19 protein-coding genes, 1 pseudogene and 2 riboswitches are annotated in these 22,280 nt (G+C 69.0%); of the genes and pseudogenes, 17 read left to right on the forward strand and 3 right to left on the reverse strand.

What is annotated here, in order from left to right:
- Positions 1–78: 78 nt before the first annotated feature.
- Complete coding sequence (locus BST44_RS26385) at positions 79–1,275, reverse strand: NAD(P)/FAD-dependent oxidoreductase (RefSeq protein ID WP_083179831.1); 1,197 nt, start codon at positions 1,273–1,275, stop codon at positions 79–81.
- Between the two features lie 107 nt (positions 1,276–1,382).
- Between BST44_RS26385 and BST44_RS26390 the strand changes: the two genes are divergently transcribed.
- Positions 1,383–2,315, forward strand: coding sequence for a sterol desaturase family protein (locus BST44_RS26390; RefSeq protein WP_083179832.1), 933 nt, complete (start codon positions 1,383–1,385; stop codon positions 2,313–2,315).
- A 94-nt stretch (positions 2,316–2,409) separates the two neighbouring features.
- A complete protein-coding gene (locus tag BST44_RS26395) occupies positions 2,410–3,090 on the forward strand; it encodes an Rv1815 family serine proteinase (protein WP_083179833.1) in 681 nt (226 codons plus the stop codon).
- Positions 3,091–3,098: 8 nt separating this feature from the next.
- On the opposite strand, the gene BST44_RS26400 is transcribed toward BST44_RS26395, so the two are convergent.
- Positions 3,099–3,554 carry a nitroreductase/quinone reductase family protein gene (locus BST44_RS26400; RefSeq protein WP_083179834.1) on the reverse strand — a complete coding sequence of 152 codons (456 nt, stop codon included), beginning with the start codon at positions 3,552–3,554 and terminating at the stop codon, positions 3,099–3,101.
- Positions 3,555–3,667: 113 nt separating this feature from the next.
- Here BST44_RS26400 and BST44_RS26405 point away from each other — a divergent pair, with 113 nt between their 5' ends.
- From BST44_RS26405 to BST44_RS26415, 3 genes are all read left to right on the forward strand, one after another.
- On the forward strand, positions 3,668–4,351 hold the full coding sequence (locus tag BST44_RS26405; protein ID WP_208619889.1) for a TetR/AcrR family transcriptional regulator: 684 nt from the start codon (positions 3,668–3,670) through the stop codon (positions 4,349–4,351).
- Between the two features lie 124 nt (positions 4,352–4,475).
- The gene (locus BST44_RS26410; protein WP_083179836.1) at positions 4,476–4,976 is read left to right on the forward strand and encodes a VOC family protein; all 501 of its coding nucleotides are present in this window, start codon (positions 4,476–4,478) and stop codon (positions 4,974–4,976) included.
- The gene (locus BST44_RS26415; protein ID WP_083179837.1) at positions 4,976–6,439 is read left to right on the forward strand and encodes an FAD-binding protein; all 1,464 of its coding nucleotides are present in this window, start codon (positions 4,976–4,978) and stop codon (positions 6,437–6,439) included. Before BST44_RS26410 ends, BST44_RS26415 begins: the two co-directional genes overlap by 1 nt.
- 60 nt (positions 6,440–6,499) lie before the next feature.
- On the opposite strand, the gene bacA is transcribed toward BST44_RS26415, so the two are convergent.
- Entirely contained in the window at positions 6,500–8,425 is a 1,926-nt protein-coding gene (gene bacA, locus BST44_RS26420; RefSeq protein ID WP_083179838.1) for a vitamin B12 ABC transporter pemease/ATP-binding protein BacA, read from the reverse strand.
- Between the two features lie 93 nt (positions 8,426–8,518).
- Here bacA and BST44_RS26425 point away from each other — a divergent pair, with 93 nt between their 5' ends.
- The 12 genes and pseudogenes from BST44_RS26425 to gcvP all read left to right on the forward strand — a co-directional run bounded on the left by BST44_RS26425 (position 8,519) and on the right by gcvP (position 22,107).
- Positions 8,519–10,171: an acetolactate synthase gene (locus BST44_RS26425; protein ID WP_083179839.1), complete on the forward strand. Its 1,653-nt coding sequence runs from the start codon at positions 8,519–8,521 to the stop codon at positions 10,169–10,171.
- 104 nt (positions 10,172–10,275) lie between these two features.
- On the forward strand, positions 10,276–12,600 hold the full coding sequence (secA2, locus tag BST44_RS26430; RefSeq protein WP_083179840.1) for an accessory Sec system translocase SecA2: 2,325 nt from the start codon (positions 10,276–10,278) through the stop codon (positions 12,598–12,600).
- Between the two features lie 87 nt (positions 12,601–12,687).
- Positions 12,688–13,317 (forward strand): CDP-alcohol phosphatidyltransferase family protein, encoded by a 630-nt coding sequence (locus BST44_RS26435; RefSeq protein WP_083179841.1) that lies wholly within the window; start codon positions 12,688–12,690, stop codon positions 13,315–13,317.
- Positions 13,310–14,236 carry a DUF881 domain-containing protein gene (locus tag BST44_RS26440; protein WP_083179842.1) on the forward strand — a complete coding sequence of 309 codons (927 nt, stop codon included), beginning with the start codon at positions 13,310–13,312 and terminating at the stop codon, positions 14,234–14,236. Before BST44_RS26435 ends, BST44_RS26440 begins: the two co-directional genes overlap by 8 nt.
- 22 nt (positions 14,237–14,258) lie before the next feature.
- Entirely contained in the window at positions 14,259–14,591 is a 333-nt protein-coding gene (locus BST44_RS26445; protein WP_007170008.1) for a small basic family protein, read from the forward strand.
- Positions 14,592–14,628: 37 nt separating this feature from the next.
- Positions 14,629–15,458, forward strand: a pseudogene (locus tag BST44_RS26450) (DUF881 domain-containing protein).
- Positions 15,459–15,488: 30 nt separating this feature from the next.
- Entirely contained in the window at positions 15,489–15,887 is a 399-nt protein-coding gene (gcvH, locus tag BST44_RS26455; protein ID WP_083179844.1) for a glycine cleavage system protein GcvH, read from the forward strand.
- Between the two features lie 262 nt (positions 15,888–16,149).
- A complete protein-coding gene (garA, locus tag BST44_RS26460; RefSeq protein ID WP_439330757.1) occupies positions 16,150–16,611 on the forward strand; it encodes a glycogen accumulation regulator GarA in 462 nt (153 codons plus the stop codon).
- On the forward strand, positions 16,611–17,366 hold the full coding sequence (gene ftsR, locus BST44_RS26465) for a transcriptional regulator FtsR (RefSeq protein ID WP_083179846.1): 756 nt from the start codon (positions 16,611–16,613) through the stop codon (positions 17,364–17,366). Before garA ends, ftsR begins: the two co-directional genes overlap by 1 nt.
- Positions 17,367–17,471: 105 nt before the next feature.
- Positions 17,472–17,966: a bifunctional nuclease family protein gene (locus BST44_RS26470; protein WP_007170013.1), complete on the forward strand. Its 495-nt coding sequence runs from the start codon at positions 17,472–17,474 to the stop codon at positions 17,964–17,966.
- 317 nt (positions 17,967–18,283) lie between these two features.
- Complete coding sequence (locus BST44_RS26475) at positions 18,284–18,889, forward strand: MerR family transcriptional regulator (RefSeq protein ID WP_083179847.1); 606 nt, start codon at positions 18,284–18,286, stop codon at positions 18,887–18,889.
- Between the two features lie 96 nt (positions 18,890–18,985).
- Positions 18,986–19,083: riboswitch (glycine riboswitch) on the forward strand.
- A 2-nt stretch (positions 19,084–19,085) separates the two neighbouring features.
- A riboswitch (glycine riboswitch) is annotated at positions 19,086–19,210 on the forward strand.
- A 47-nt stretch (positions 19,211–19,257) separates the two neighbouring features.
- A complete protein-coding gene (gene gcvP, locus BST44_RS26480; protein WP_083179848.1) occupies positions 19,258–22,107 on the forward strand; it encodes an aminomethyl-transferring glycine dehydrogenase in 2,850 nt (949 codons plus the stop codon).
- Positions 22,108–22,280 lie beyond the last annotated feature (173 nt).

The raw sequence follows: 22,280 nt of genomic DNA on the forward strand, positions 1-22,280 counted from the left end.
CAATCACCACCGCGGCCACACCGCACTCGGCGGCCAACCACCCGCCACCCGCGTACCTAACCTCTCAGGTCAGTACAGCTAGGGGCGGGATTGCAGCTCCGGCGCGGCCGCGGCCAGCAGGTCGGCGCGGCTGCCGGTCAGCGGCGGGTAGATCCGCCGGGTGTTGATCGCCCGCTTGGTCTCCTTGGCCGCCGCGCCAGTCGAGACCACCACCCGATCCCACCCCTCGGTGTAGACCGCCCCGGCCGGCCCGAGATCGAGAACCGTGACGTACCAAGGGATTCGGAAAGCCAGCGACGGTTCGCCCAACAGGTCGCTGATGACGTTGTACCCGGCGTAACGGCCCATCGGCCGGCCGTGTTGGCACGACATCACCGACAGGTGGTCGGCGTCCACACGGGCGGCCGCGACGTCGCCCGCGGCGAAGATCGCGGGCACCCCGATCACCTGCAGAAAGTCATCGACGGGCAACCGCCCCAGGCGGTCGCGCGCCACCGGTACCTGCTCGGTCAACGGGCTGGCCCGCATCCCGGCGCACCACACCACCGTGGCCGCCGCGAGGTGCTCGCCCGAGGAGAGCGACACGTTGTCCGCGCTGATTGCGGCGACGTGCACCCCGGCCCGGGTCTCGACGCCATTGGCCGCGAGGGCCGCTTCGATCACCGGGACCGCCGAGGCGCCCATATCGGATCCGATCCGGTTGCGGTCCACCAGCACCACCCGCGCACCGACTCCGGCGGCCCCGAACAGCCGCCGCAACCGGTCGGGCAGCTCGCAGGCGACCTCGACACCGGTCAGCCCGGCCCCCACCACGACGACCGTGGCGGCCGCGGGCGTGGGCGACCCGTCGGCGAGCCGGCGCAGGTGCTCGCGCAGCGCGAGCGCACCGTCATAGGTGTCGACATCGAAGCCGAACTCCCGCAGGCCCGGTACGGGGGGTGTGACGAGCCGGCTGCCCGCCGCCAGCACCAGCCGGTCGTACCCGTACGTCACCCCGCCCGAGGTGGCGACGGTGCGCGCACCGGTGTCGATGGCGGTCACCTCGGTCGCGACGTGTGCGACGCCGACTGGGTCGAGGAGGGCGGCCAGCGGGATGCGGCAGTCGCTCAGGTCGGCCTCGTAATTGCGCACCCGGATGTCGTGGAACGGGCGGGCGGCCAGCACGGTGATGTCGACGGCGCCCGGCGGAACGGCGAGCTCGTCGAGCCGCCGCGCCGCCCCGAGCGCCGCCCACAACCCGGCGAATCCCGAACCGATCACCACCACAGCGGTCAACTGCGCAACGCCTCACCTCGGCCGACACGTCAGCACAGTGTGGGCCGCACCCGCATCGGGGGCCAAGGCGACACGACGGTGCCGGCGATCGTCGTAGTCTTATGCCTGTGAGTGCGCTCTCAGGCTTCGTGTCCGCCCTGCCCCCGCAGATGCGGGACCCGGTGCTGCTCGCGATCCCCTTCTTCTTGTTGCTGCTGACGCTGGAGTGGACCGCGGCCCGCAAGCTGGAAACCCTCACCAAAGACGCGCGGCCGGTCTCCGGCGCGTACCTGACCCGCGACTCGCTGGCCAGCATCTCGATGGGGCTGGTTTCGGTAGGCACCACCGCCGCGTGGAAGACGCTGGCCCTGTTCGGCTACGCCGCCCTCTTTGCCTACGTGGCGCCCTGGCACCTCTCGGCGACTCGGTGGTACACGTGGGTGTTCGCGCTCCTCGGCGTCGACTTGCTGTATTACGCCTACCACCGGATCGCGCACCGCGTGCGGTTGATCTGGGCGACGCATCAGGCCCATCACTCCAGCGAATACTTCAACTTCGCCACCGCGCTGCGCCAGAAGTGGAACAACAGCGGCGAGATCCTGATGTGGGTGCCCCTGCCGTTGCTGGGGATTCCGCCCTGGATGGTGTTCTTCAGCTTCTCGATCAGCTTGATCTACCAGTTCTGGGTGCACACCGAGCGGATCGACAAGCTGCCGCGGCCCTTCGAATTCGTGTTCAACACCCCGTCCCATCATCGGGTGCACCACGGGATGGACCAGATGTACCTGGACAAGAACTACGGCGGCATCCTCATCCTGTGGGACCGGCTTTTCGGCAGCTTCCAGGCCGAGTTGTTCCGGCCGCACTACGGCCTGACCAAGCGGGTCGACACCTTCAACATCTGGAAGCTGCAGACCCGGGAATACGTCGCGATCGCCCACGACTGGCGCTCGGCGACCCGGCTGCGCGATCGCCTGGGCTATGTTTTCGGTCCGCCGGGCTGGGAGCCGCGCGCGAAGGACCGCGTCGATGCGGCCGTCCCGGTGGCTGCGTCCCCGTAACGCCGAGAGTTCACGGCACGAAGACTTCTGCGTAACGGAAAGTCACGCCGTAATCTCGAATCGGCCGACATTTGGCCCCGACGGATCGGAGTTGATGGTGCGTCGCCTGGCAATCCGCGCGTTGACCGCGTCGATCACCGCCGCCGCGCTCGCGCAGTCGCTGCCGCCCGTGCCGGCGCACGCCGACCCCGTAGTGGTCTATCCGGGCATGGAGATCCACCAGGGCAACCGCGTCTGCACGCTGGGATACGTCGACCCCGGCATGAAGATCGCGTTCACCGCGGGGCATTGCCGGGGTGGCGAGGGCGTCGTCACCGACCGGGGTGGAGCGGTCATCGGCCGCCTGGCGGCCTTCCGGGACAACACCCCCAGCGGGACGACGGTGGCGACCGACCAGTTGATCACCGACTACGAGGCGATCGTCCTGGACAACGGCGTCATTCCGACCAACGTCCTGCCCGGCGGGCGGCAACTGATCTCTAACCCGGCGGCCGCGCTGGCCCCCGGCCAGGCGATCTGCCATTTCGGCGTGAGCACCGGGGAGACCTGCGGGACGGTGGAAAGCGTGAACAACGGGTGGTTCACCATGTCGCACGGCGTGCAGAGCCACAACGGTGACTCGGGCGGCCCGGTGTACCTGCCGTCCAGCAGCGGTCCCGGGCTGCTCGTGGGCATCTTCAACAGCGTCTGGGGCGACTTCCCGGCGGCGGTGTCGTGGCGGGCCACGTCCGAAGAGGTCCGCGAGGACCTCGGGGTGGCGCGGGTCGCCCGCTAGCTAGCCGCTCAGTCCGGCGCGTCCGCCCGCGCGAGCGCGAACACCGGGATCGTGGGGGCGACGGCGCGGAACTGCTCGTCGGTGCTCTCCGGCGTCAACCCGGAAACGTAGTCCTTGACCTGCCAATACCAGCGATCCAGATAGCGCCGCAGCAGCTCGGGTTTGTCGGCGTCGGCCACCTCGCTGGCCCGCGCGTGCCGCCTGCGCCAGCGGGAGCCCGCCTCGACGCCACCCGCGGCCCGGACGTTGCGCGCCCACTGGGTGTTGCCGCGGGGCGAGACCAGGTAGTCGACCCCGTCCACGGTCAGCAGGTTGACGACCACCGACCGCATCTTTCCGCTGCTGCGTCCGCGGACCCGCAGCGCGTGGGTCCCGGCGATGCTGACGCCCATCTCGGCGAGCCAGCGGATCACCGTGTTCGCGGCGCGTGCGGCCCGGCTCGGCTCCTGGTATCGGGTGGACATGTCGCGTCCTCTCTCGCAAACCTACCGAGAGCGGTGCTCTCATAGCTGGGCACGTTGCCACAGTCCCACGCGGAAAGCAAGAGCGGTGATCTCGGTTGTGTCAGACTGACCGCGTGGGCAAACGCCAGGAAAGCCGGGAACAGATCGAGTCACGGATCGTCGAGCTGGGTCGCCGGCAGCTGGTCGACCACGGGGCGGCGGGGTTGTCCGTGCGCGCAATCGCCCGCGACCTCGGCATGGTGTCGTCGGCCGTCTACCGCTACGTGGCCAGCCGTGACGAGCTGCTGACCCTGCTGCTGGTCGACGCCTACTCGGATCTGGCCGACGCCGTGGACCGCGCCCGCGACGCGGCCGATGAGCTGTGGAGTGACGACGTCATCGCCATTGCCCGCGCGACACGGCAGTGGGCCGTCGCGCACCCGTCCCGCTGGGCCCTGCTGTACGGCAGCCCCGTGCCGGGTTATCACGCGCCGCCGGATCGCACGGTGTCCGTGGGCACCCGCGTGGTGGCGGCCTTCTTCGATGCCGTGGCGGCCGGCATCGCCACCGGCGACATCAGGCTGACCGATACCGTTGCGCCGCAGCCGATGTCGTCCGACTTCGAGCGGATTCGCCAGGAGTTCGGGTTTCCCGGCGACGACCAGGTCGTCGCGAAGTGCTTCCTGCTGTGGGCGGGGGTGCTGGGCGCCATCAGCCTGGAGGTGTTCGGCCAATACGGCGCGGATACCCTGACCGACCCCGAGGCGGTGTTCGACGCGCAGCTGCGGCTGCTGGTGGACGTGCTGGCTCGGCATTGACGGCGGCAGGGTCCGGCGAATTAGAACACGTTCACAAGCCCGCTCCGCGACAGGAGCGCCTCCCCACGGCAAAGTTTTCATGGCCCTTTCTGACCGCCGAGCCACTGGACTATCCTGCGAGACGATGACGCTTCCCGTTCAATCGCCGACGCAGATCGCGTGGGTTACCACCGACCTGAACACCACCGAAACCGCCCTCACCGGCCTGTTAGGGGCGAAAAAGTGGGTGCGGATACCCGAGGTGCACTTTGCTCCGGATTCGTGCAGCTACCTCGGCAAGCCGGCCGATTTCGTCGCCAGCATCTCGCTGAGCTATCTCGGCGACATGCAGTTGGAGCTGATTCAACCGGTCCGCGGGGAGAACATCTATAGTGACTTTTTGCGCGACTCCGGGCCCGGCCTGCACCATATCTGCACGGAGGCGGAGACCCCCCAGCAGTTCGACGCGGCGTTGGCCGAGGCGGCGGAATTCGGGGCTGCGGTCGTGCAGCAGGGCGTGATGCCCGGCGGCATCCGATTCGCCTATCTGTCGGCGCCGCAGGCGGCGGTGCCGTTTCTGGAGATCGCCTACATCGCGCCCGAGATGAGGGCGTTTTACGACTACATCAAACAGGAGCAACGCTGATGAGCACCGAAATACCGGAAACGGTCAGCGCGGGCGACGTCACGTCGTGGTCCGACGACGTCGACGTGCTGGTGATCGGCTTCGGCATCGCGGGCGGCTGCGCCGCGGTGAGCGCGGCGGCCGCCGGGGCGCGGGTGCTGGTGCTCGAGCGCGCCGCGGCGGCGGGCGGCACCACCTCGCTCGCCGGGGGCCACTTCTACCTCGGCGGCGGAACGGCGGTTCAGGAGGCGACCGGACACGCCGACTCGCCCGAGGAGATGTACAACTACCTGGTGGCGGTGTCCCGCCAGCCGGACCACGACAAGATTCGCGCGTACTGCGAGGGCAGCGTCGAGCACTTCAACTGGCTGGAGGACCTCGGTTTCCAATTCGAGCGCAGCTACTTCCCGGGCAAGGCGGTGATCCAGCCCAACACCGAGGGCCTGATGTTCACCGGTAACGAGAAGGTGTGGCCCTTCCTGGAGAAGGCGGTGCCGGCGCCGCGCGGCCACAAGGTGCCCGTGCCCGGCGACACCGGCGGCGCCAGCATGGTGATCGACCTGCTGTTGAAGCGCGCGGCCAGTCTGGGCGTGCAGATCCGCTACGAGACCGGCGCCACCGAGCTCGTCGTGGACGGTTCGGGCTCGGTGACGGGCGTGACGTGGAAGCACTTCTCCGAAACCGGTGCGGTCAAGGCGAAGTCGGTCATCATCGCGGCGGGCGGATTCGTGATGAACCCGGAGATGGTCGCCACTTACACACCGAAGCTGGCCGAGAAACCGTTCGTGCTGGGCAACACCTACGACGATGGCCTCGGCATCCGGATGGGCGTGTCGGCCGGCGGCGCAACCGAACATATGGACCAGATCTTCATCACGGCTCCGCCGTACCCGCCGTCGATCCTGTTGACGGGGATCATCGTGAACAAGCTCGGGCAGCGCTTCGTCGCCGAGGATTCGTACCATTCCAGGACTTCCGGATTCATCATGGACCAACCGGACAGCGCGGCGTTTCTCATCGTCGACGAGGCGCACCTCGAACACCCCAAGATGCCACTGGTCCCCTTGATCGACGGCTGGGAGACCGTCCCGGAAATGGAAGCGGCGCTTGGCATTCCGGACGGTAACTTAGTGGCGACGCTGGAGAGTTACAACTCCAACGCCGCCCGCGGTGAGGACCCCGACTTTCACAAGCAGCCCGAATTCCTTGCCGCACAGGATCAAGGCCCCTGGGGCGCGTTCGACATGTCGTTGGGCAAGGCGATGTACGCCGGTTTCACCATCGGTGGCCTGTCCACGTCCGTGGACGGCGAGGTGCTGCGGGCGGACGGCGCCGTGGTGCCGGGCCTGTACGCGGCCGGGGCCTGCGCGTCCAACATCGCCCAGGACGGCAAGGGCTACGCCAGCGGCACGCAGCTGGGGGAGGGCTCGTTCTTCGGGCGCCGCGCCGGAGCGCACGCGGCCCGTAGGGCCGGGGGCGCGTAGGCGCGTTACCAGACGGTTCCGGAGCGCACGCGGCCCGTAGGGCCGGGGCGCGTAGGCGCGTCACACGCGCGCGGGCTCCTTCTTTTCCTCCACGGGGCCCAGCCGCCACGGGCCGCCGCCGAGCAGCTGCAGCTCCTGTTCGTGGTGCTGCTCGACCGTGGGCCGGTGGCTGACGCTGACCACCACGCAATCCGGCAGTTCGGTTCGCACCAGCTGGTAGAGCGCGAATTCGAGCCCCTCGTCCAGCGCGGAGGTGGCCTCGTCGAGGAAGACCGCCTTGGGCTTGGTGAGCAGGATGCGCGCGAAGGCGACCCGCTGCTGCTCGCCGGGGGAAAGCACCTTGGCCCAGTCCCGCTCTTCGTCGAGCCGGTCCAGCAACGGCGCCAGGGCGACTTTGGTGAGCACCTCGCGAAGCTCGTCGTCGGAGACGTCCTCCGGCGAGTTCGGGTAGCACACGACGGTGCGCAGGCTGCCCAGCGGCACATACGGCAACTGCGACAGGAACATCGTCGCGTTGTCGCCCTCGGGACGGCATAGGGTCCCGGACGCGTACGGCCACAACTCGGCCAGGCTGCGCAGCAGCGTGGTCTTGCCGGCGCCGGAACGCCCGGTGATCACCAGCGAATCGCCCTCGTCGAGCTGCACGTCGAGCGGGTCGATCAGCCGGTCCCCGGCCGGCGTGCGCACCTCGACGTCGCGCAGCTCAACGGTCGTCTCTTCGCTCGGCTTGACCAGCATGGTCGGCAGCGCACGGCCCTGAGCGTTGGCGTCGACCAGGCCGTGCAACCGGATGATGGCCGCCCGGAAGGCCGCGAAAGCGTCGTAGTTGTTGCGGAAGAACGACAACGAATCGTGAATGTTGCCAAAGGCGGTCGCGCTCTGGCCGACATCACCGAAGTCGATCTGCCCGGCGAACAGGCGCGGCGCCTGGATGACCCACGGCAGCGGGACGATCGCCTGCGACACCGACCAGTTCCAGCCGTTGAAGATGATGGTCCGGCGCACGAACTTGCGGTAGTTGTCGATGATCGGGGTGAAGCGCCGCCACAGCTGCCCCCGCTCGACACGCTCACCGCGGTAGAAGCCGACGGCCTCGGCGGCGTCCCGCAACCGCACCAGCGCGTAACGGAATGCGGCATTGAGCTTTTCGTTGTTGAAGCTGAGCCAGATCAGCGGGTGGCCGAGCCAGATCGCCACCAGGGTGGCGATTACGACGTAGACCAGGACGGTCCAGAACATCGCGCGCGGGATCTCGACGCCCAACACATTCAGGTTGCCGGACAGGTTCCACAGGATCGCCGCGAACGAGATGACGGAGGCCACCGCGTTGACCGCCCCGAACAGCAGGGTGCTGCCGGTCCCGTTGGACGGAGTGTTCGGGGTACCACCCGCATTCGCGGTGAAGATGTCGATGTCCTGCTGAATGCGCTGGTCGGGGTTGTCGATGGTGTGGTCGATGAACAGGTCCCGGTAATAGGCCCGGCCGTCGAGCCAGTCGTCGGTGAGATGGGCGGTCAGCCACATGCGCCAGGCGATGATGAACCGCTGCGTCAGGTAGATGTCGATCATGAACCGGACGACATACAGGGTGGCCAGCACGCTGAAGATCGCAATCGACATCCAAAAGCCGTGAACCCCGGACTGTTTGACCACGTCGTCGTCGGCGGCCACGCCCTGCACCGCCTTCTGGACCGCCGTATAGAGGTCGTTGCCCTGGTAGCTGAGCAACACCATCAGCCGCACCGAGACCAGCACCGACAACAGCAGCACACCGAGCATCAGCCACACGCGCACGCTGTGCGCGCCGACGAAGTACCCGCGGGTGATCCGCCAGAACTGCCGGCCCCACGGCGTGAGATACCGGAACAGCACCAGCGCGATGAACAGGCAGACGGCGCTGATCAGCCACGCTATGGCGACCCATCGCAAGGAATCCACGGCCGCCGCCGACCAGTTGATCGAGGGCTTGAATGGCTTTGGGCCCATGGTCGCTGTCTCCTCGTGATCGAGCTTTTGGACTCTGCTGGAACTTCAAATCCTCCGGCGAAGGTACCGGAAGGATCTGGATAGGCTGCGGTTATGAGCACCGACGCGATCCCCACCCAAACATTGCACGCCGGCCGGCTCGTCGCGCGGCGCCTGCGGGCCAGCGGTGTCGACACCGTCTTCACGTTGTCGGGCGGTCACCTGTTCTCCGTCTACGACGGCTGCCGCGAGGAGGGGATCCGGCTGATCGACACCCGCCACGAGCAGACCGCGACCTTCGCGGCCGAGGGGTGGTCGAAGGTGACGAGGGTGCCCGGTGTCGCGGCCCTCACCGCGGGACCGGGTGTCACCAACGGGATGAGCGCGATGGCAGCCGCGCAGCAGAACCAGTCACCCCTGGTGGTGCTGGGCGGGCGGGCGCCCGCGGGGCGGTGGGGCATGGGCTCGCTGCAGGAGATCGACCACGTGCCGTTCGTGGCGCCGCTGGCCCGCTTCGCCGCCACGGCGCAATCGGCCGAGGACGCCGGCCGGCTCGTCGACGAGGCGTTGCGGGCGGCGGTCGGCGCCCCGTCGGGCGTCGGCTTCGTCGATTTTCCGATGGACCACGTCTTTTCCATGTCCGAGGATCACGGCCGCCCCGGTGCCCTCACCGACCTGCCGCCGGGGCCGGGCGCCGACGAGCTGGATGGGCAAGCGCTGAGCCGTGCCGCCAGCCTGTTGTCCGCGGCGAAGCGCCCGGTGATCATGGCGGGTACCAACGTGTGGTGGGGACACGGGGAGGCGGCGCTGCTCCGCCTCGCCGAGGAACGGCAGATCCCGGTGCTGATGAACGGAATGGCTCGCGGCGCGGTGCCCGCCGATCACCCGTTGGCGTTCTCCCGGGTGCGGGGAAAAGCGTTGGGCGAGGCCGACGTTGCGCTGATCCTCGGGGTGCCGATGGACTTCCGGCTCGGCTTCGGCGCGGTGTTCGGGCCCCAAACCCGGCTCGTCGTGGTCGACCGGGCCGAACCGGAGCGCAAGCATCCGCGCCCGGTGGACGCCGAACTCTACGGCGACCTGTTGTCGATACTGGCGGCGCTGGCCGCCGGGGATGGGGCGGACCACCGGGACTGGATCGAGGAGCTGCGGGCGGCCGAGACCGCGGCGCGCGGCAAGGAGAAGTCCGAGCTCGCCGACGACCGCGTCCCGCTGCACCCGATGCGGGTGTACGCGGAACTGGCGCCGATGCTGGACCGCGACGCGATCGTCGTCATCGACGCCGGGGACTTCGGTTCCTACGCCGGACGGGTGATCGACAGCTACCATCCGGGCTGCTGGCTGGACAGCGGCCCCTTCGGCTGCCTGGGCTCGGGACCCGGCTACGCGCTGGCCGCCAAGCTGGCCCGACCCGACCGTCAGGTGGTCCTGCTGCAGGGCGACGGCGCGTTCGGCTTCAGCGGCATGGAATGGGACACGCTGGTCCGGCACAACGTGCCGGTCGTCTCGGTGATCGGCAACAACGGCATCTGGGGTCTGGAGAAGCACCCGATGGAGGCGTTGTACGGGTATTCCGTGGTGGCGGAGCTGCGCCCGGGCACCCGCTACGACGAGGTGGTGCGCGCGCTCGGCGGCCACGGCGAGCTGGTCTCGGCGCCGGCCGAGCTGCGGCCCGCGCTGGAACGCGCCTTCGCCAGCGGCCTGCCCGCCGTCGTCAACGTCCTCACCGACCCCGCCGTCGCCTACCCCCGCCGGTCCAATCTGGCGTGACGGCCGGGCCGGCCGCGAGGGCGCGCAGTTGTACGGCCGCGCCCGGCGTGTCGCGGACAAACACGCGCGCTCGCCGCGGTCGGCGGCTCGCGTACCGTTGACCTGTGCCAAAGACCATCCGCGCGCAGTCCGGGCGCCTGAGCAGCCGGTTTTGGCGGTTGCTGGGAGCCAGCACCGAGAAGAACCGCAACCGATCCCTGTCCCAGGTCACCGACTCGTCCGAATACGACGAGGAAGCCGCCGGCCTCACCGACGAGCAGCTGCGCAAGGCCGCCGGGTTGCTCAACCTCGACGACCTCGCGGAGTCCGAGGACATCCCGCAGTTCCTCGCGATCGCCAAGGAGGCGGCCGGACGGGCGACCGCGCTGCGCCCGTTCGACGTGCAGCTGCTGGGCGCCCTGCGCATGCTGGCCGGCGACGTCATCGAGATGGCCACCGGTGAGGGCAAGACCCTGTCCGGGGCGATCGCAGCGGCCGGATACGCCCTCGCCGGGCGGCACGTGCACGTGGTGACGATCAACGACTACCTGGCCCGCCGGGACGCGGAGTGGATGAGTCCGCTCATCGAGGCGATGGGCCTGACGGTCGGCTGGATCACCGCCGAGTCGACGAGCGAGGAGCGCCGCGCCGCCTACGGCTGTGACGTCACCTACGCCTCGGTCAACGAGATCGGCTTCGACGTGCTGCGCGATCAGCTCGTGGTCGACGTCGACGACCTGGTGTCACCAAACCCCGACGTGGCCCTGATCGACGAGGCCGACTCGGTGCTGGTCGACGAGGCGCTGGTGCCGCTGGTGCTCGCCGGCACCACGCACCGGGAGACGCCGCGCCTGGAGATCATCAAGCTGGTCGGGACGCTGGATCCGACCTCCGACTTCGAGACCGACTCCGACAGCCGCAACGTGCACCTCACCGACGCCGGGGCGCGCAAGGTGGAGAAGGCGCTCGGCGGCATCGACCTCTACTCCGAGGAGCACGTCGGCACCACGCTGACCGAGGTGAACGTGGCGCTGCACGCGCACGTGCTGTTGCAGCGCGACGTGCACTACATCGTCCGCGACGACGCCGTGCACCTGATCAACTCCTCCCGCGGGCGCATCGCACAACTGCAGCGGTGGCCGGACGGCCTGCAGGCCGCCGTCGAGGCGAAGGAGGGCATCGAGACCACCGAGACCGGGGAGGTGCTCGACACCATCACGGTGCAGGCGCTGATCAACCGCTACGAGACCGTGTGCGGCATGACCGGCACCGCGCTCGCCGCCGGGGAGCAGCTGCGCCAGTTCTACAAACTGGGTGTGTCGCCCATTCCGCCGAACAAGCCCAACATCCGCGAGGACGAATCCGACCGCGTCTACATCACCGCGGCCGCCAAGAACGACGCGATCGTCGCGCACATCGCCGAGGTGCACGAGACCGGGCAGCCGGTGCTGGTCGGCACCCGCGACGTGGCCGAGTCCGAGGAGCTGCACGAGCGGCTGCTGCGTCGCGGCGTGCCCGCGGTGGTGCTCAACGCGAAGAACGATGCCGAGGAGGCGGAGGTCATCGCGGAGGCCGGCAAGTTCGGGGTGGTCACGGTGTCGACGCAGATGGCCGGGCGCGGCACCGACATCCGGCTCGGCGGATCCGACGAGGCCGACCACGACCGCGTCGCCGAGCTGGGCGGGCTGCACGTGGTCGGCACCGGCCGGCACCACACCGAACGCCTCGACAACCAGCTGCGCGGGCGCGCCGGCCGCCAGGGCGACCCCGGCTCGTCGGTGTTCTTCTCGAGTTGGGAAGACGATGTGGTGGCGGCCAACCTCGACCACAACAAGCTGCCCATGGAGACCGACGAGGACGGCCGGATCGTCAGCCCCAAGGCGGCCGGTCTGCTCGACCACGCCCAGCGCGTCGCCGAGGGCCGGATGCTGGACGTGCACGCCAACACCTGGCGCTACAACCAGTTGATCGCCCAGCAGCGCGCCATCATCGTCGATCGTCGAAACACGTTGCTGCGCACCACGACCGCGCTCGAGGAACTCGCCGACCTGGCGCCCAAGCGGTACAAGGAGCTGGCCAAGGAAATCCCCGAGGAGCGCCTGGAGAAGATCTGCCGGCAGATCATGCTCTATCACCTCGACCGCGGCTGGGCCGATCACCTGGCCTACCTGGCCGACATCCGCGAAAGCATCCACCTGCGGGCGCTGGGCCGGCAGAACCCGCTGGATGAATTCCACCGGCTCGCGGTCGACGCGTTCGCGTCGCTGGCCGCCGACGCGATCGAGGCGGCGCAGCAGACGTTCGAGACGGCCAACGTCCTCGAAGAGGAACAGGGCCTGGACCTGTCCAAGCTGGCGCGGCCCACCTCCACGTGGACCTACATGGTCAACGACAACCCGCTGTCGGACGACACGCTGTCCACGCTGAGCCTGCCCGGGGTGTTCCGCTAAGCCTCCGCGAATGCGCGTCCACCGGCGGACTGGCACACGAGTGTGCGGGCCAGCCGCTCACTCGGCGTTCGACTAGTCTCACGGCTTATGGAGCCGGCGCTTCCGCCCAACCGGGTGCTGACGGTGCCCAACGCGCTGAGCGTCATCCGCCTGGTGCTCATCGCGGTGTTCGGCTACGCGCTGCTGGGCGCTCACGCCAACGGGTGGGCGGTCGGGATCTTGATGTTCAGCGGCGCGTCCGACTGGGCCGACGGCAAGATCGCCCGGCTGCTCGACCAGTCCTCGCGGCTGGGCGTCCTGCTCGACCCGGCGGTCGACCGCCTCTACATGGTCTGCGTTCCCGTGATGATGGCGCTGAGCGGGATCGTGCCGTGGTGGTTCGTCGCCGTCCTGCTGGCGCGCGACGGGCTGCTGGCGGCGACGCTGCCGGTGCTGTGGAGCCGCGGCCTGTCCGCGCTGCCGGTCACCTACATCGGCAAGGCCGCGACCTTCGCGTTGATGTCCGGCTTTCCGCTGGTGCTGCTGGGCACCTGGGACGCCCTGTGGAGCCGGGTCGTCGGGGCCTGCGGGTGGGCGTTCCTGATCTGGGGCATGTACGCCTACCTGTGGGCGTTCGTGCTCTACGTGGTGCAGATGGCGTTGGTGGTGCGCCGGATGCCGCGGCTCAGACAGGGCACGCGCCCGCCCGCCGCGCCGAAGGCGGTCGAGCATGGCTGACCCCGACCGCCTGCTCGGCGGCTACGACCCCAACGCCGGCCGCAGCGCCCACGTGGCGGCGCGGCCGAAGCTGATCCCGGTCCCGTCGCTGCTGCGCGCCCTGCTTTCCGAGCACCTGGATCCCGGCTATGCCGCGGCGGCCGAAAAGCGCGGCGCCGCCGCCCTTCCGGCGAGTGGGCGGGAACGCGCCCTCCGCTGGCTTTGGCAGGCGTTGGCGGCGCTGCTGATCGCCACCGTCTTCGCCGCCGCCGTCGCGCAGGCCCGCTCGGTAGCCCCGGGCGTGCGTTCCGCGCAGCAGCTGCTCCTGGGCAACGTGCGCTCGACCGAGAACACCGCGACCAAACTCGCCCAGCGGCGCAGCGAGCTGTCGTCGCAAGTCGACGCCGTCCAGCGCCGCGCGCTGGCCGACGACGCCGAGGGGCAGCGGCTGCTGTCGCGCCTCGACGCCCTGGGTCTGGCGGCGGCGAGCACGGCGGTCATCGGACCCGGTCTGAAGGTGACCGTGACCGATCCGGGTGCCAGCCCGAATCTTTCCGACGTGTCCAAGCAGCGGGTCGGCGGCAGTAGGCAGATCATCCTGGACCGGGATCTGCAGCTGGTGGTCAACTCGCTGTGGGCCAGCGGGGCCGAGGCGATTTCCGTCGGGGGCGTCCGCATCGGTCCCGACGCGACCATCCGGCAGGCCGGCGGGGCGATCCTGGTGGACAACAATCCCACCAGCAGCCCCTACACCATCCTCGCGGTCGGGTCGCCGCGCGCGATGCGGGACATCTTCGACCAGAGCGCCGGGCGGCAGCGCCTTAGGCTGCTCGAGGTCTCCTACGGTGTCGTCGTCACCGTCGACGCCGCCGACGGGCTGACCCTGCCCGCCGGGTCGATCCGGGATATCAAGTTCGCCAAACAGATTGGGCCACAGTGAGAATGCGGAAGGAAGATCGAGCGTGATCGGCATCGCGGCGCTGGCGATCGGTATCGTGCTCGGCCTGGTTTTCCACCCCGCGGTGCCCGAGGTCGTGCAGCCGTATCTGCCCATCGCGGTGGTCGCGGCGCTCGACGCGGTGTTCGGGGGGTTGCGCGCCTACCTGGAACGGATCTTCGACCCGAAGGTCTTCGTGATCTCGTTCGTGTTCAACGTCTTCGTGGCCGCCCTGATCGTCTACGTCGGTGACCAATTGGGCGTCGGCACGCAGTTGTCCACTGCGATCATCGTGGTGTTGGGCATCCGGATCTTCGGCAACGCCGCCGCGCTGCGCCGCCGGCTGTTCGGGGCGTGACGGCGCCATGGCTGGGGTGAGGCCAACGTGAGCCGGGATCCGGCGGACGGCGCCGCGGAAAGCCGTGAGCCACAAAGCCGTGCGCCGCACGGACGCCACGAACTGCCGGCCAAACGCCCACGCCCGGAGATCGGTGCCGTGCGCCGCACCGGCTTGTCCGGGCTGGCCCGCGGTGGCCGGTCCCGGCTGGCGTTCGGATTGTTGGCAGCCCTGCTGTGTCTGCTGCTGGGCATCGCCATCGTCACGCAGGTCCGCCAGAACGAGTCGGGTGACTCGCTGGAAACCGCGCGCCCCGCGGACCTGCTGGTCCTGCTGGATTCGCTGCGGCAGCGCGAGGCAACCCTCAACGCCGAAGTGAGCGAACTGCAGAACACGCTGAATTCCCTACAGGCGTCCGGGAACAACGACCAGGCCGCCATCCAGGCCGCTCAGGCCCGGCTCGCGGCGCTGTCCATCCTGGCCGGAGCGGTCGGCGCCACCGGGCCGGGCGTGACCGTCACGATCGACGACCCCGGGCCCGGGGTCGCGCCCGAGGTAATGCTCGACGTGATCAACGAGCTGCGCGCCGCCGGCGCCGAGGCGATCGAAGTCAACGACGCACACCAGTCCGTGCGCGTAGGTGTCGATACCTGGGTGGTGGGTACGCCTGGCTCGTTGACCATGGACACCAAGACGCTCTCGCCCCCGTATTCGATTCTCGCGATTGGGGATCCACCCACCCTGGCCGCCGCGATGAACATTCCGGGCGGCGCCGAGGACAGCATCAAGCGTGTCGGCGCGCGGATATCCGTCCGGCAGGCCGACCGGGTAGACGTGACCACCTTGCGGCAACCAAAACCGCACCAATACGCTCAGCCCGTCAAGTGAGCAATGCGCCCGAGGAGAACAGGACTACTTGTGAGCGATATCCCGCCCGATCTGCACTACACCGCCGAACACGAATGGGTTCGCCGAAGCGGTGAGGACACCGTGCGGGTCGGAATCACCGACTTTGCGCAGTCGGCGCTGGGTGACGTGGTCTTCGTTCAACTCCCCGAGGTCGGGACCGAACTGACCGGGGGGGAATCCTTCGGCGAGGTCGAGTCGACCAAATCGGTGTCCGACCTGTACGCCCCGCTGTCGGGCACGGTGTCCGCGGTCAACGCCGAGTTGGAGGGCAGCCCGCAGCTGGTCAACTCCGACCCGTACGGGGCCGGGTGGCTGCTCGATGTCCGGGTCTCCGATGTCAGCGGCCTGGAGTCGGCCATTTCGTCGCTGCTCGACGCCGAGGCCTACCGCGGAACGTTGACCGAATGACGATTGCTAATGTGCCTGCCAGCCCCGCGCGGCGGCGCGAGCGGTGCGGCGGGCCGGCGGGGGAGAGGCGGGCAATCGGTCTCCCGATCATCGGGTGGGGGGCACATTGCAGACCTATGCGCGGTACCGTCGACTCATCGACACCTGAAGGCAGCAGTCGTAGTAATCGGCAGTACCGGGCGATGAAACCCAGCGAGCAGCCGGCCGAGCGGCCCGGTCAGACAACGCCACAGCGGCCAGTGAGGAGCAGCGCGTGACGGACATGGACAACGACCAGACCTCTGACGAAGTCACGGTGGAGACGACCTCGGTCTTCCGCGCCGACTTCCTCAACGAACTGGACGCTCCCGCGCAGGCGGGCACCGAGAGTTCGGTGTCGGGGGTCGAAGGCCTCCCGGCCGGCTCGGCGCTGCTGGTCGTCAAACGGGGACCCAACGCCGGGTCGCGCTTCCTGCTCGACCAGCCCATCACCTCAGCCGGTCGGCACCCCGACAGCGACATCTTCCTCGACGACGTCACCGTCAGCCGCCGGCACGCCGAATTCAGGTTGGAAAACAACGAATTCAACGTGGTGGATGTCGGTAGCCTCAATGGCACCTACGTCAACCGGGAGCCCGTCGACTCGGCGGTGCTCGCCAACGGCGACGAGGTGCAGATCGGCAAGTTCCGCTTGGTGTTTCTGACCGGGCCCAAGCAGGGTGAGGATGGAGGATCCGGAGGCTAGTGAGCGCACCCGATAGCCCGGCGCTGGCCGGGATGTCGATTGGGGCGGTCCTGGAACTGTTGAGGCCGGACTTTCCCGATGTCACGATCTCCAAGATCCGCTTCTTGGAGGCCGAAGGACTGGTGACGCCGCAGCGTGCCGCGTCCGGCTATCGGAGATTCACCGCGTATGACTGCGCCCGGTTGCGGTTCATCCTTACCGCGCAGCGCGACCACTACCTGCCGCTGAAAGTCATCCGGGCGCAACTGGACGCCCAGCCCGACGGCGAGCTGCCGCCGTTCGGTTCGCCCTACGCCGCACCGCGGCTGGTGTCGGTGGCGGGGGTCGGGGAGTCCGGCGCCGAGGCCGGCTCCGGATCCGACACGGCCGCGGTCGCGCCCTCGAGCGTCCGGCTGAGTCGCGAAGACCTGCTGCAGCGCTCCGGGGTGGACGACGCGCTGTTGACGTCGCTGCTCAAGGCCGGGGTGATCACCACCGGCCCGGGCGGCTTCTTCGACGAGCACGCCGTCGTGATCCTGCAGTGCGCGCGGGCGCTGTCGGAATACGGTGTGGAGCCGCGTCATCTGCGCGCTTTCCGCTCGGCGGCCGACCGGCAATCGGACCTGATCGCCCAAATCGCCGGGCCGGTAGTCAAAGCCGACAAGGCCGGCGCCCGGGACCGCGCCGACGACCTGGCCCGCGAGGTGGCGGCGCTCGCCATCACGCTGCACACGTCGCTGATCAAATCCGCCGTTCGCGACGTTCTGCATCGCTGAGGACTAGACTTCGTCGAGAGCTTGGTTTTCAGCGGCACAGCGAAAATTCGGCGTCGTCGTTGCGCCAAGAACCGACACGGCAGCATATGCGGAGGGCAGACACAAATGGGTGAAGTTCGTGTTGTCGGCATTCGCGTGGAGCAGCCGCAGAACCAGCCGGTGCTGTTGCTGCGCGAAACCGACGGCGACCGATACCTGCCGATCTGGATCGGTCAATCCGAGGCTGCCGCCATCGCGCTCGAGCAGCAGGGCGTCGAGCCGCCCCGCCCGCTGACACACGATCTGATCAGGGATGTGATTGCCGCGCTTGGTCATTCGCTGAAAGAGGTGCGGATTGTCGACCTGCAAGAGGGCACCTTCTACGCCGACCTGGTCTTCGACCGCAACATCACCGTGTCGGCGCGGCCCTCGGATTCGGTGGCGATAGCGCTGCGCGTCGGCGTTCCCATCTACGTTGAGGAGGCGGTGCTGGCCCAGGCCGGCCTGCTCATCCCCGACGAGAGCGACGAAGAGGGCGGCACGGCCGTCCGTGAGGACGAGGTGGAGAAGTTCAAGGAGTTTCTCGACAGCGTGTCCCCCGACGATTTCAAGGCCACGTAGGCGCTTTGGGGCGCTTTGGGGCGCTCGGAGGGGCGGTTTTCGGGCCGGTTCCAGCGGGCTTCGCGCTGCCGGCGGTCGCGTACTACCCTGGACACCGATATCACGGATGCGTCTCAACTAGCACCGGGATGTCGACACGCCTGGCGGATAGCGCCCTCACTTAGCCCGGCGGCGGCCATACTTTGATCACGACTTAAGGGCGCGGTAGCTATCGAAGCGCGTAAGCTCTCTAGCACTCGGGCCTGAAGCAAACGTGGCTGCGACGCGGCCAGTGACGCAGCTGGAAAACGAGAGCGCGATCGGCGAGAGGAAGCCCCGTGAGCGAGCAGCCACGCCAAGAACAGCTGGACCTAGCCGAGCACGCGAGCGCCGCGCCGGAAGCACCCGTCCAACCCGGATTGTTTCCCGACGACTCCGTGCCGGACGAGCTGGTCGGGTACCGCGGCCCGAGCGCCTGCCAGATCGCCGGCATCACCTACCGCCAGCTGGACTACTGGGCGCGCACCTCGTTGGTGGTGCCGTCGATCCGCAGCGCGGCCGGCTCGGGCAGCCAGCGGCTCTACTCCTTCAAGGACATCCTGGTTCTCAAGATCGTCAAGCGGCTGCTCGACACCGGCATCTCGCTGCACAACATCAGGGTCGCGGTCGACCACCTGCGCCAGCGCGGCGTGCAGGACTTGGCCAACATCACGTTGTTCTCCGACGGCACCACGGTTTACGAGTGCACGTCCGCCGAAGAGGTCGTCGACCTGCTGCAGGGCGGGCAGGGCGTGTTCGGCATCGCCGTGTCCGGCGCCATGCGCGAGCTGACCGGGGTGATCGCCGACTTCCCCGGCGAGCGGGCCGACGGGGGCGAATCGATCGCCGCCCCGGAAGACGAGCTGGCGTCCCGTCGCAAAGACCGGGCCCGCAAGATCGGCTAGCTTTCCCCGCCGCGAACGTCCCCTTTCTGTGCGCCCGTAGCGGCGTGTCCTGTACCGACACGGTCGCTCGCGGCCGGGGTAAACTGGCTGACGCATCGCACTCGTGCGGGAGAGATCCGTGACGGCCAGTCACGGGCGCCGAAGGAGCAACACCTCTCCGCTAACCTCTCAGGCACCCGGACCGCGCGCGTTGACGATGCCTCTGGAAAGCGGTGACGACCCCAGCTGGTCAGCACCCGCCGATGGGGAAAGGCGCCCGGACACCAGCCGGCGCCGAATCTCTCAGGCGCCCGGCGAACGGGTGAAGACAGAGGGAGAGGACCGCTAGTCCTCTGCCCTTGTCGATGCCACACCCAGGAGTTTCGCCAGTGCCCGATCAAGCAACTTTCGCAGCCCGCCACATCGGCCCGGACGCCCAGGCCGTCGCGGCCATGCTGGCCGTCATCGGGGTCGACTCGCTCGACCAACTGGCCGCCAAGGCCGTCCCGGCGGGCATCCTCGACAAGTTGAACGGCGGCGGTGTGGCACCCGGGCTGGACCAATTGCCGCCGGCCGTCACCGAGAGCGAGGCGCTGGCCGAGCTGCGGGCGATGGCCGAGGACAACACGGTGGCCGTCTCGATGATCGGGCAGGGCTACTACGACACCCTCACCCCGCCGGTGCTGCTGCGCAACGTGCTGGAGAACCCGGCCTGGTACACCGCCTACACGCCGTATCAGCCCGAAATCAGCCAGGGCCGGCTGGAGGCGTTGCTGAATTTCCAGACGATGGTGGCCGACCTGACCGGTCTGGAGGTCGCCAACGCTTCGATGCTCGACGAGGGAACCGCGGCCGCCGAGGCCATGACGCTGATGCACCGCGCGACCCGGGGCACGTCGAACCGGCTCGCGGTCGACACCGACCTGTTCGCCCAGACCGCCGCCGTGCTGGCGACGCGGGCCCGGCCGCTGGGCATCGAGATCGTCACCGCCGACCTGCGGGACGGCCTGCCCGAGGGCGAGTTCTTCGGCGTCATCACCCAGCTGCCCGGGGCCAGCGGCCGGATCACCGACTGGGCGGCCCTGGTCCAGCAGGCGCACGATCGCGGCGCGCTGGTCGCCGTCGGCGCCGACCTGCTGGCATGCACCCTGATCACCCCGCCCGGCGACATCGGTGCCGACGTCGCGTTCGGCACCACCCAACGATTCGGTGTGCCAATGGGATTCGGCGGTCCGCATGCCGGATACCTGTCGGTGCACGCCAAGCATGCCCGCCAACTGCCGGGCCGGCTGGTCGGCGTGTCGATGGACGCCGACGGGTCGCCGGCCTACCGGCTGGCGCTGCAGACCCGCGAGCAGCACATCCGCCGCGACAAGGCGACCAGCAACATCTGCACCGCGCAGGTGCTGCTGGCGGTGATGGCCGCCATGTACGCCAGCTACCACGGCGCCGACGGGCTGGCCGCGATCGCCCGCCGGGTGCACGCCCGCGCCGAGGCCATCGCCGCCACGCTGGGCTCGGCGGCCGACACCGCGCTGGTGCACGACACGTTCTTCGACACCGTCCTGGCTCGGGTTCCCGGCCGCGCCGACGAGGTGGTCGCCGCGGCCAAAGCCAACGGTGTCAACGTGTGGCGCGTCGACGCCGACCACGTGTCGGTGGCCTGCGACGAGGCCACCACGGATGCCCACGTGGCGGCGGTGCTGGACGCCTTCGGCGTGGCTCGAGCGGCCGAGCCGGTCGCCGGCAATATCCGGGACATCGCGACCCGCACCTCGGAGTTCCTGACCCATCCCGCGTTCACCCAGTACCGCACCGAGACAGCGATGATGCGCTACCTGCGCACCCTGGCGGACAAAGACATCGCGTTGGACCGCAGCATGATTCCGCTCGGCTCCTGCACGATGAAACTGAACGCCGCCGCGGAGATGGAACCCATCACCTGGCCCGAGTTCGCCCGCCAGCACCCGTTCGCGCCCGCCTCGGACACCCGCGGGCTGCGAAGGCTGATCGGCGACCTGGAGAGCTGGCTGGTGCAGATCACCGGGTACGACGCCGTGTCGCTGCAGCCCAACGCCGGCTCGCAGGGCGAGTACGCCGGGCTGCTGGCCATCCACGACTACCACGCCAGCCGCGGCGAGCCGCACCGCAACATCTGCCTGATCCCGTCCAGCGCGCACGGCACCAACGCGGCGTCGGCGGCGCTGGCCGGCATGCGGGTGGTGGTGGTGGCGTGCCACGACAACGGGGACGTCGACCTCGACGACCTGCGCGCCAAGGTGGCCCAGCACGGCGACGAGTTGTCGACGCTGATGATCACCTACCCGTCCACTCACGGTGTGTACGAGCACGACATCGCCGACATCTGCGCGGCCGTCCACGACGCCGGCGGCCAGGTGTACGTCGACGGCGCCAACCTCAACGCGCTGGTCGGCCTGGCCCGGCCGGGGAAGTTCGGCGGCGACGTCAGCCACCTGAACCTGCACAAGACGTTCTGCATCCCGCACGGCGGCGGGGGACCCGGAGTGGGACCCGTGGCGGTGCGCGCCCACCTCGCCCCGTTCCTGCCGGGACACCCGCACGCCCCCGAGTTGCCGCAGGGCCATCCCGTGTCGTCGGCGCCCTACGGCTCCGCCTCGATCCTGCCGATCAGCTGGGCCTACATCAGGATGATGGGCCCCGACGGCCTGCGTGCGGCGTCGCTGACCGCGATCGCGTCGGCCAACTACATCGCCCGCCGGCTCGACGAGTACTTCCCGGTGCTCTACACCGGGGAGAACGGCATGGTCGCCCACGAGTGCATCCTGGATCTGCGGCCGATCACCAAGTCGACGGGGGTGACCGTCGACGACGTGGCGAAACGCCTGGCAGACTACGGCTTTCACGCGCCGACAATGAGTTTCCCGGTGGCCGGCACGCTGATGGTCGAGCCCACTGAGAGCGAGACCCTGACCGAGGTCGACGCCTTCTGCGAAGCGATGATCGCCATCCGCGGTGAGATCGACCGGGTCGGCGCCGGGGAGTGGCCGGTGGACGACAACCCGCTGCGGGGCGCCCCGCACACCGCCGAGTGCCTGCTGGTCGCCGATTGGCAGCACCCGTACACCCGCGAAGAGGCCGCCTATCCACTCGGCAAGAACTTCCGGCCGAAGGTGTGGCCGCCGGTGCGGCGCATCGACGGGGCCTACGGCGACCGCCACCTGGTCTGCTCGTGCCCGCCGGTGGAGGCGTTCGCCTAGGTGTGTGACTGACGGTGGCCGGTGACAGGCTGAGCTTTGGTCTTTTGTAGCAGTCTTTCGTAGGGGGTTTGGCCGCCGAGGCCGCCATGGGGACGGTTCTCTTGGGCTCGCGGCCTGAGTCGCGGTAGTGTCCCGGTGTTTCCGCAGTTCGCGCGGCTGGCTGCTGAAGAATA

It is taken from the genome of Mycobacterium scrofulaceum, from assembly GCF_002086735.1.
GTDB classification, from domain to species: domain Bacteria; phylum Actinomycetota; class Actinomycetes; order Mycobacteriales; family Mycobacteriaceae; genus Mycobacterium; species Mycobacterium scrofulaceum.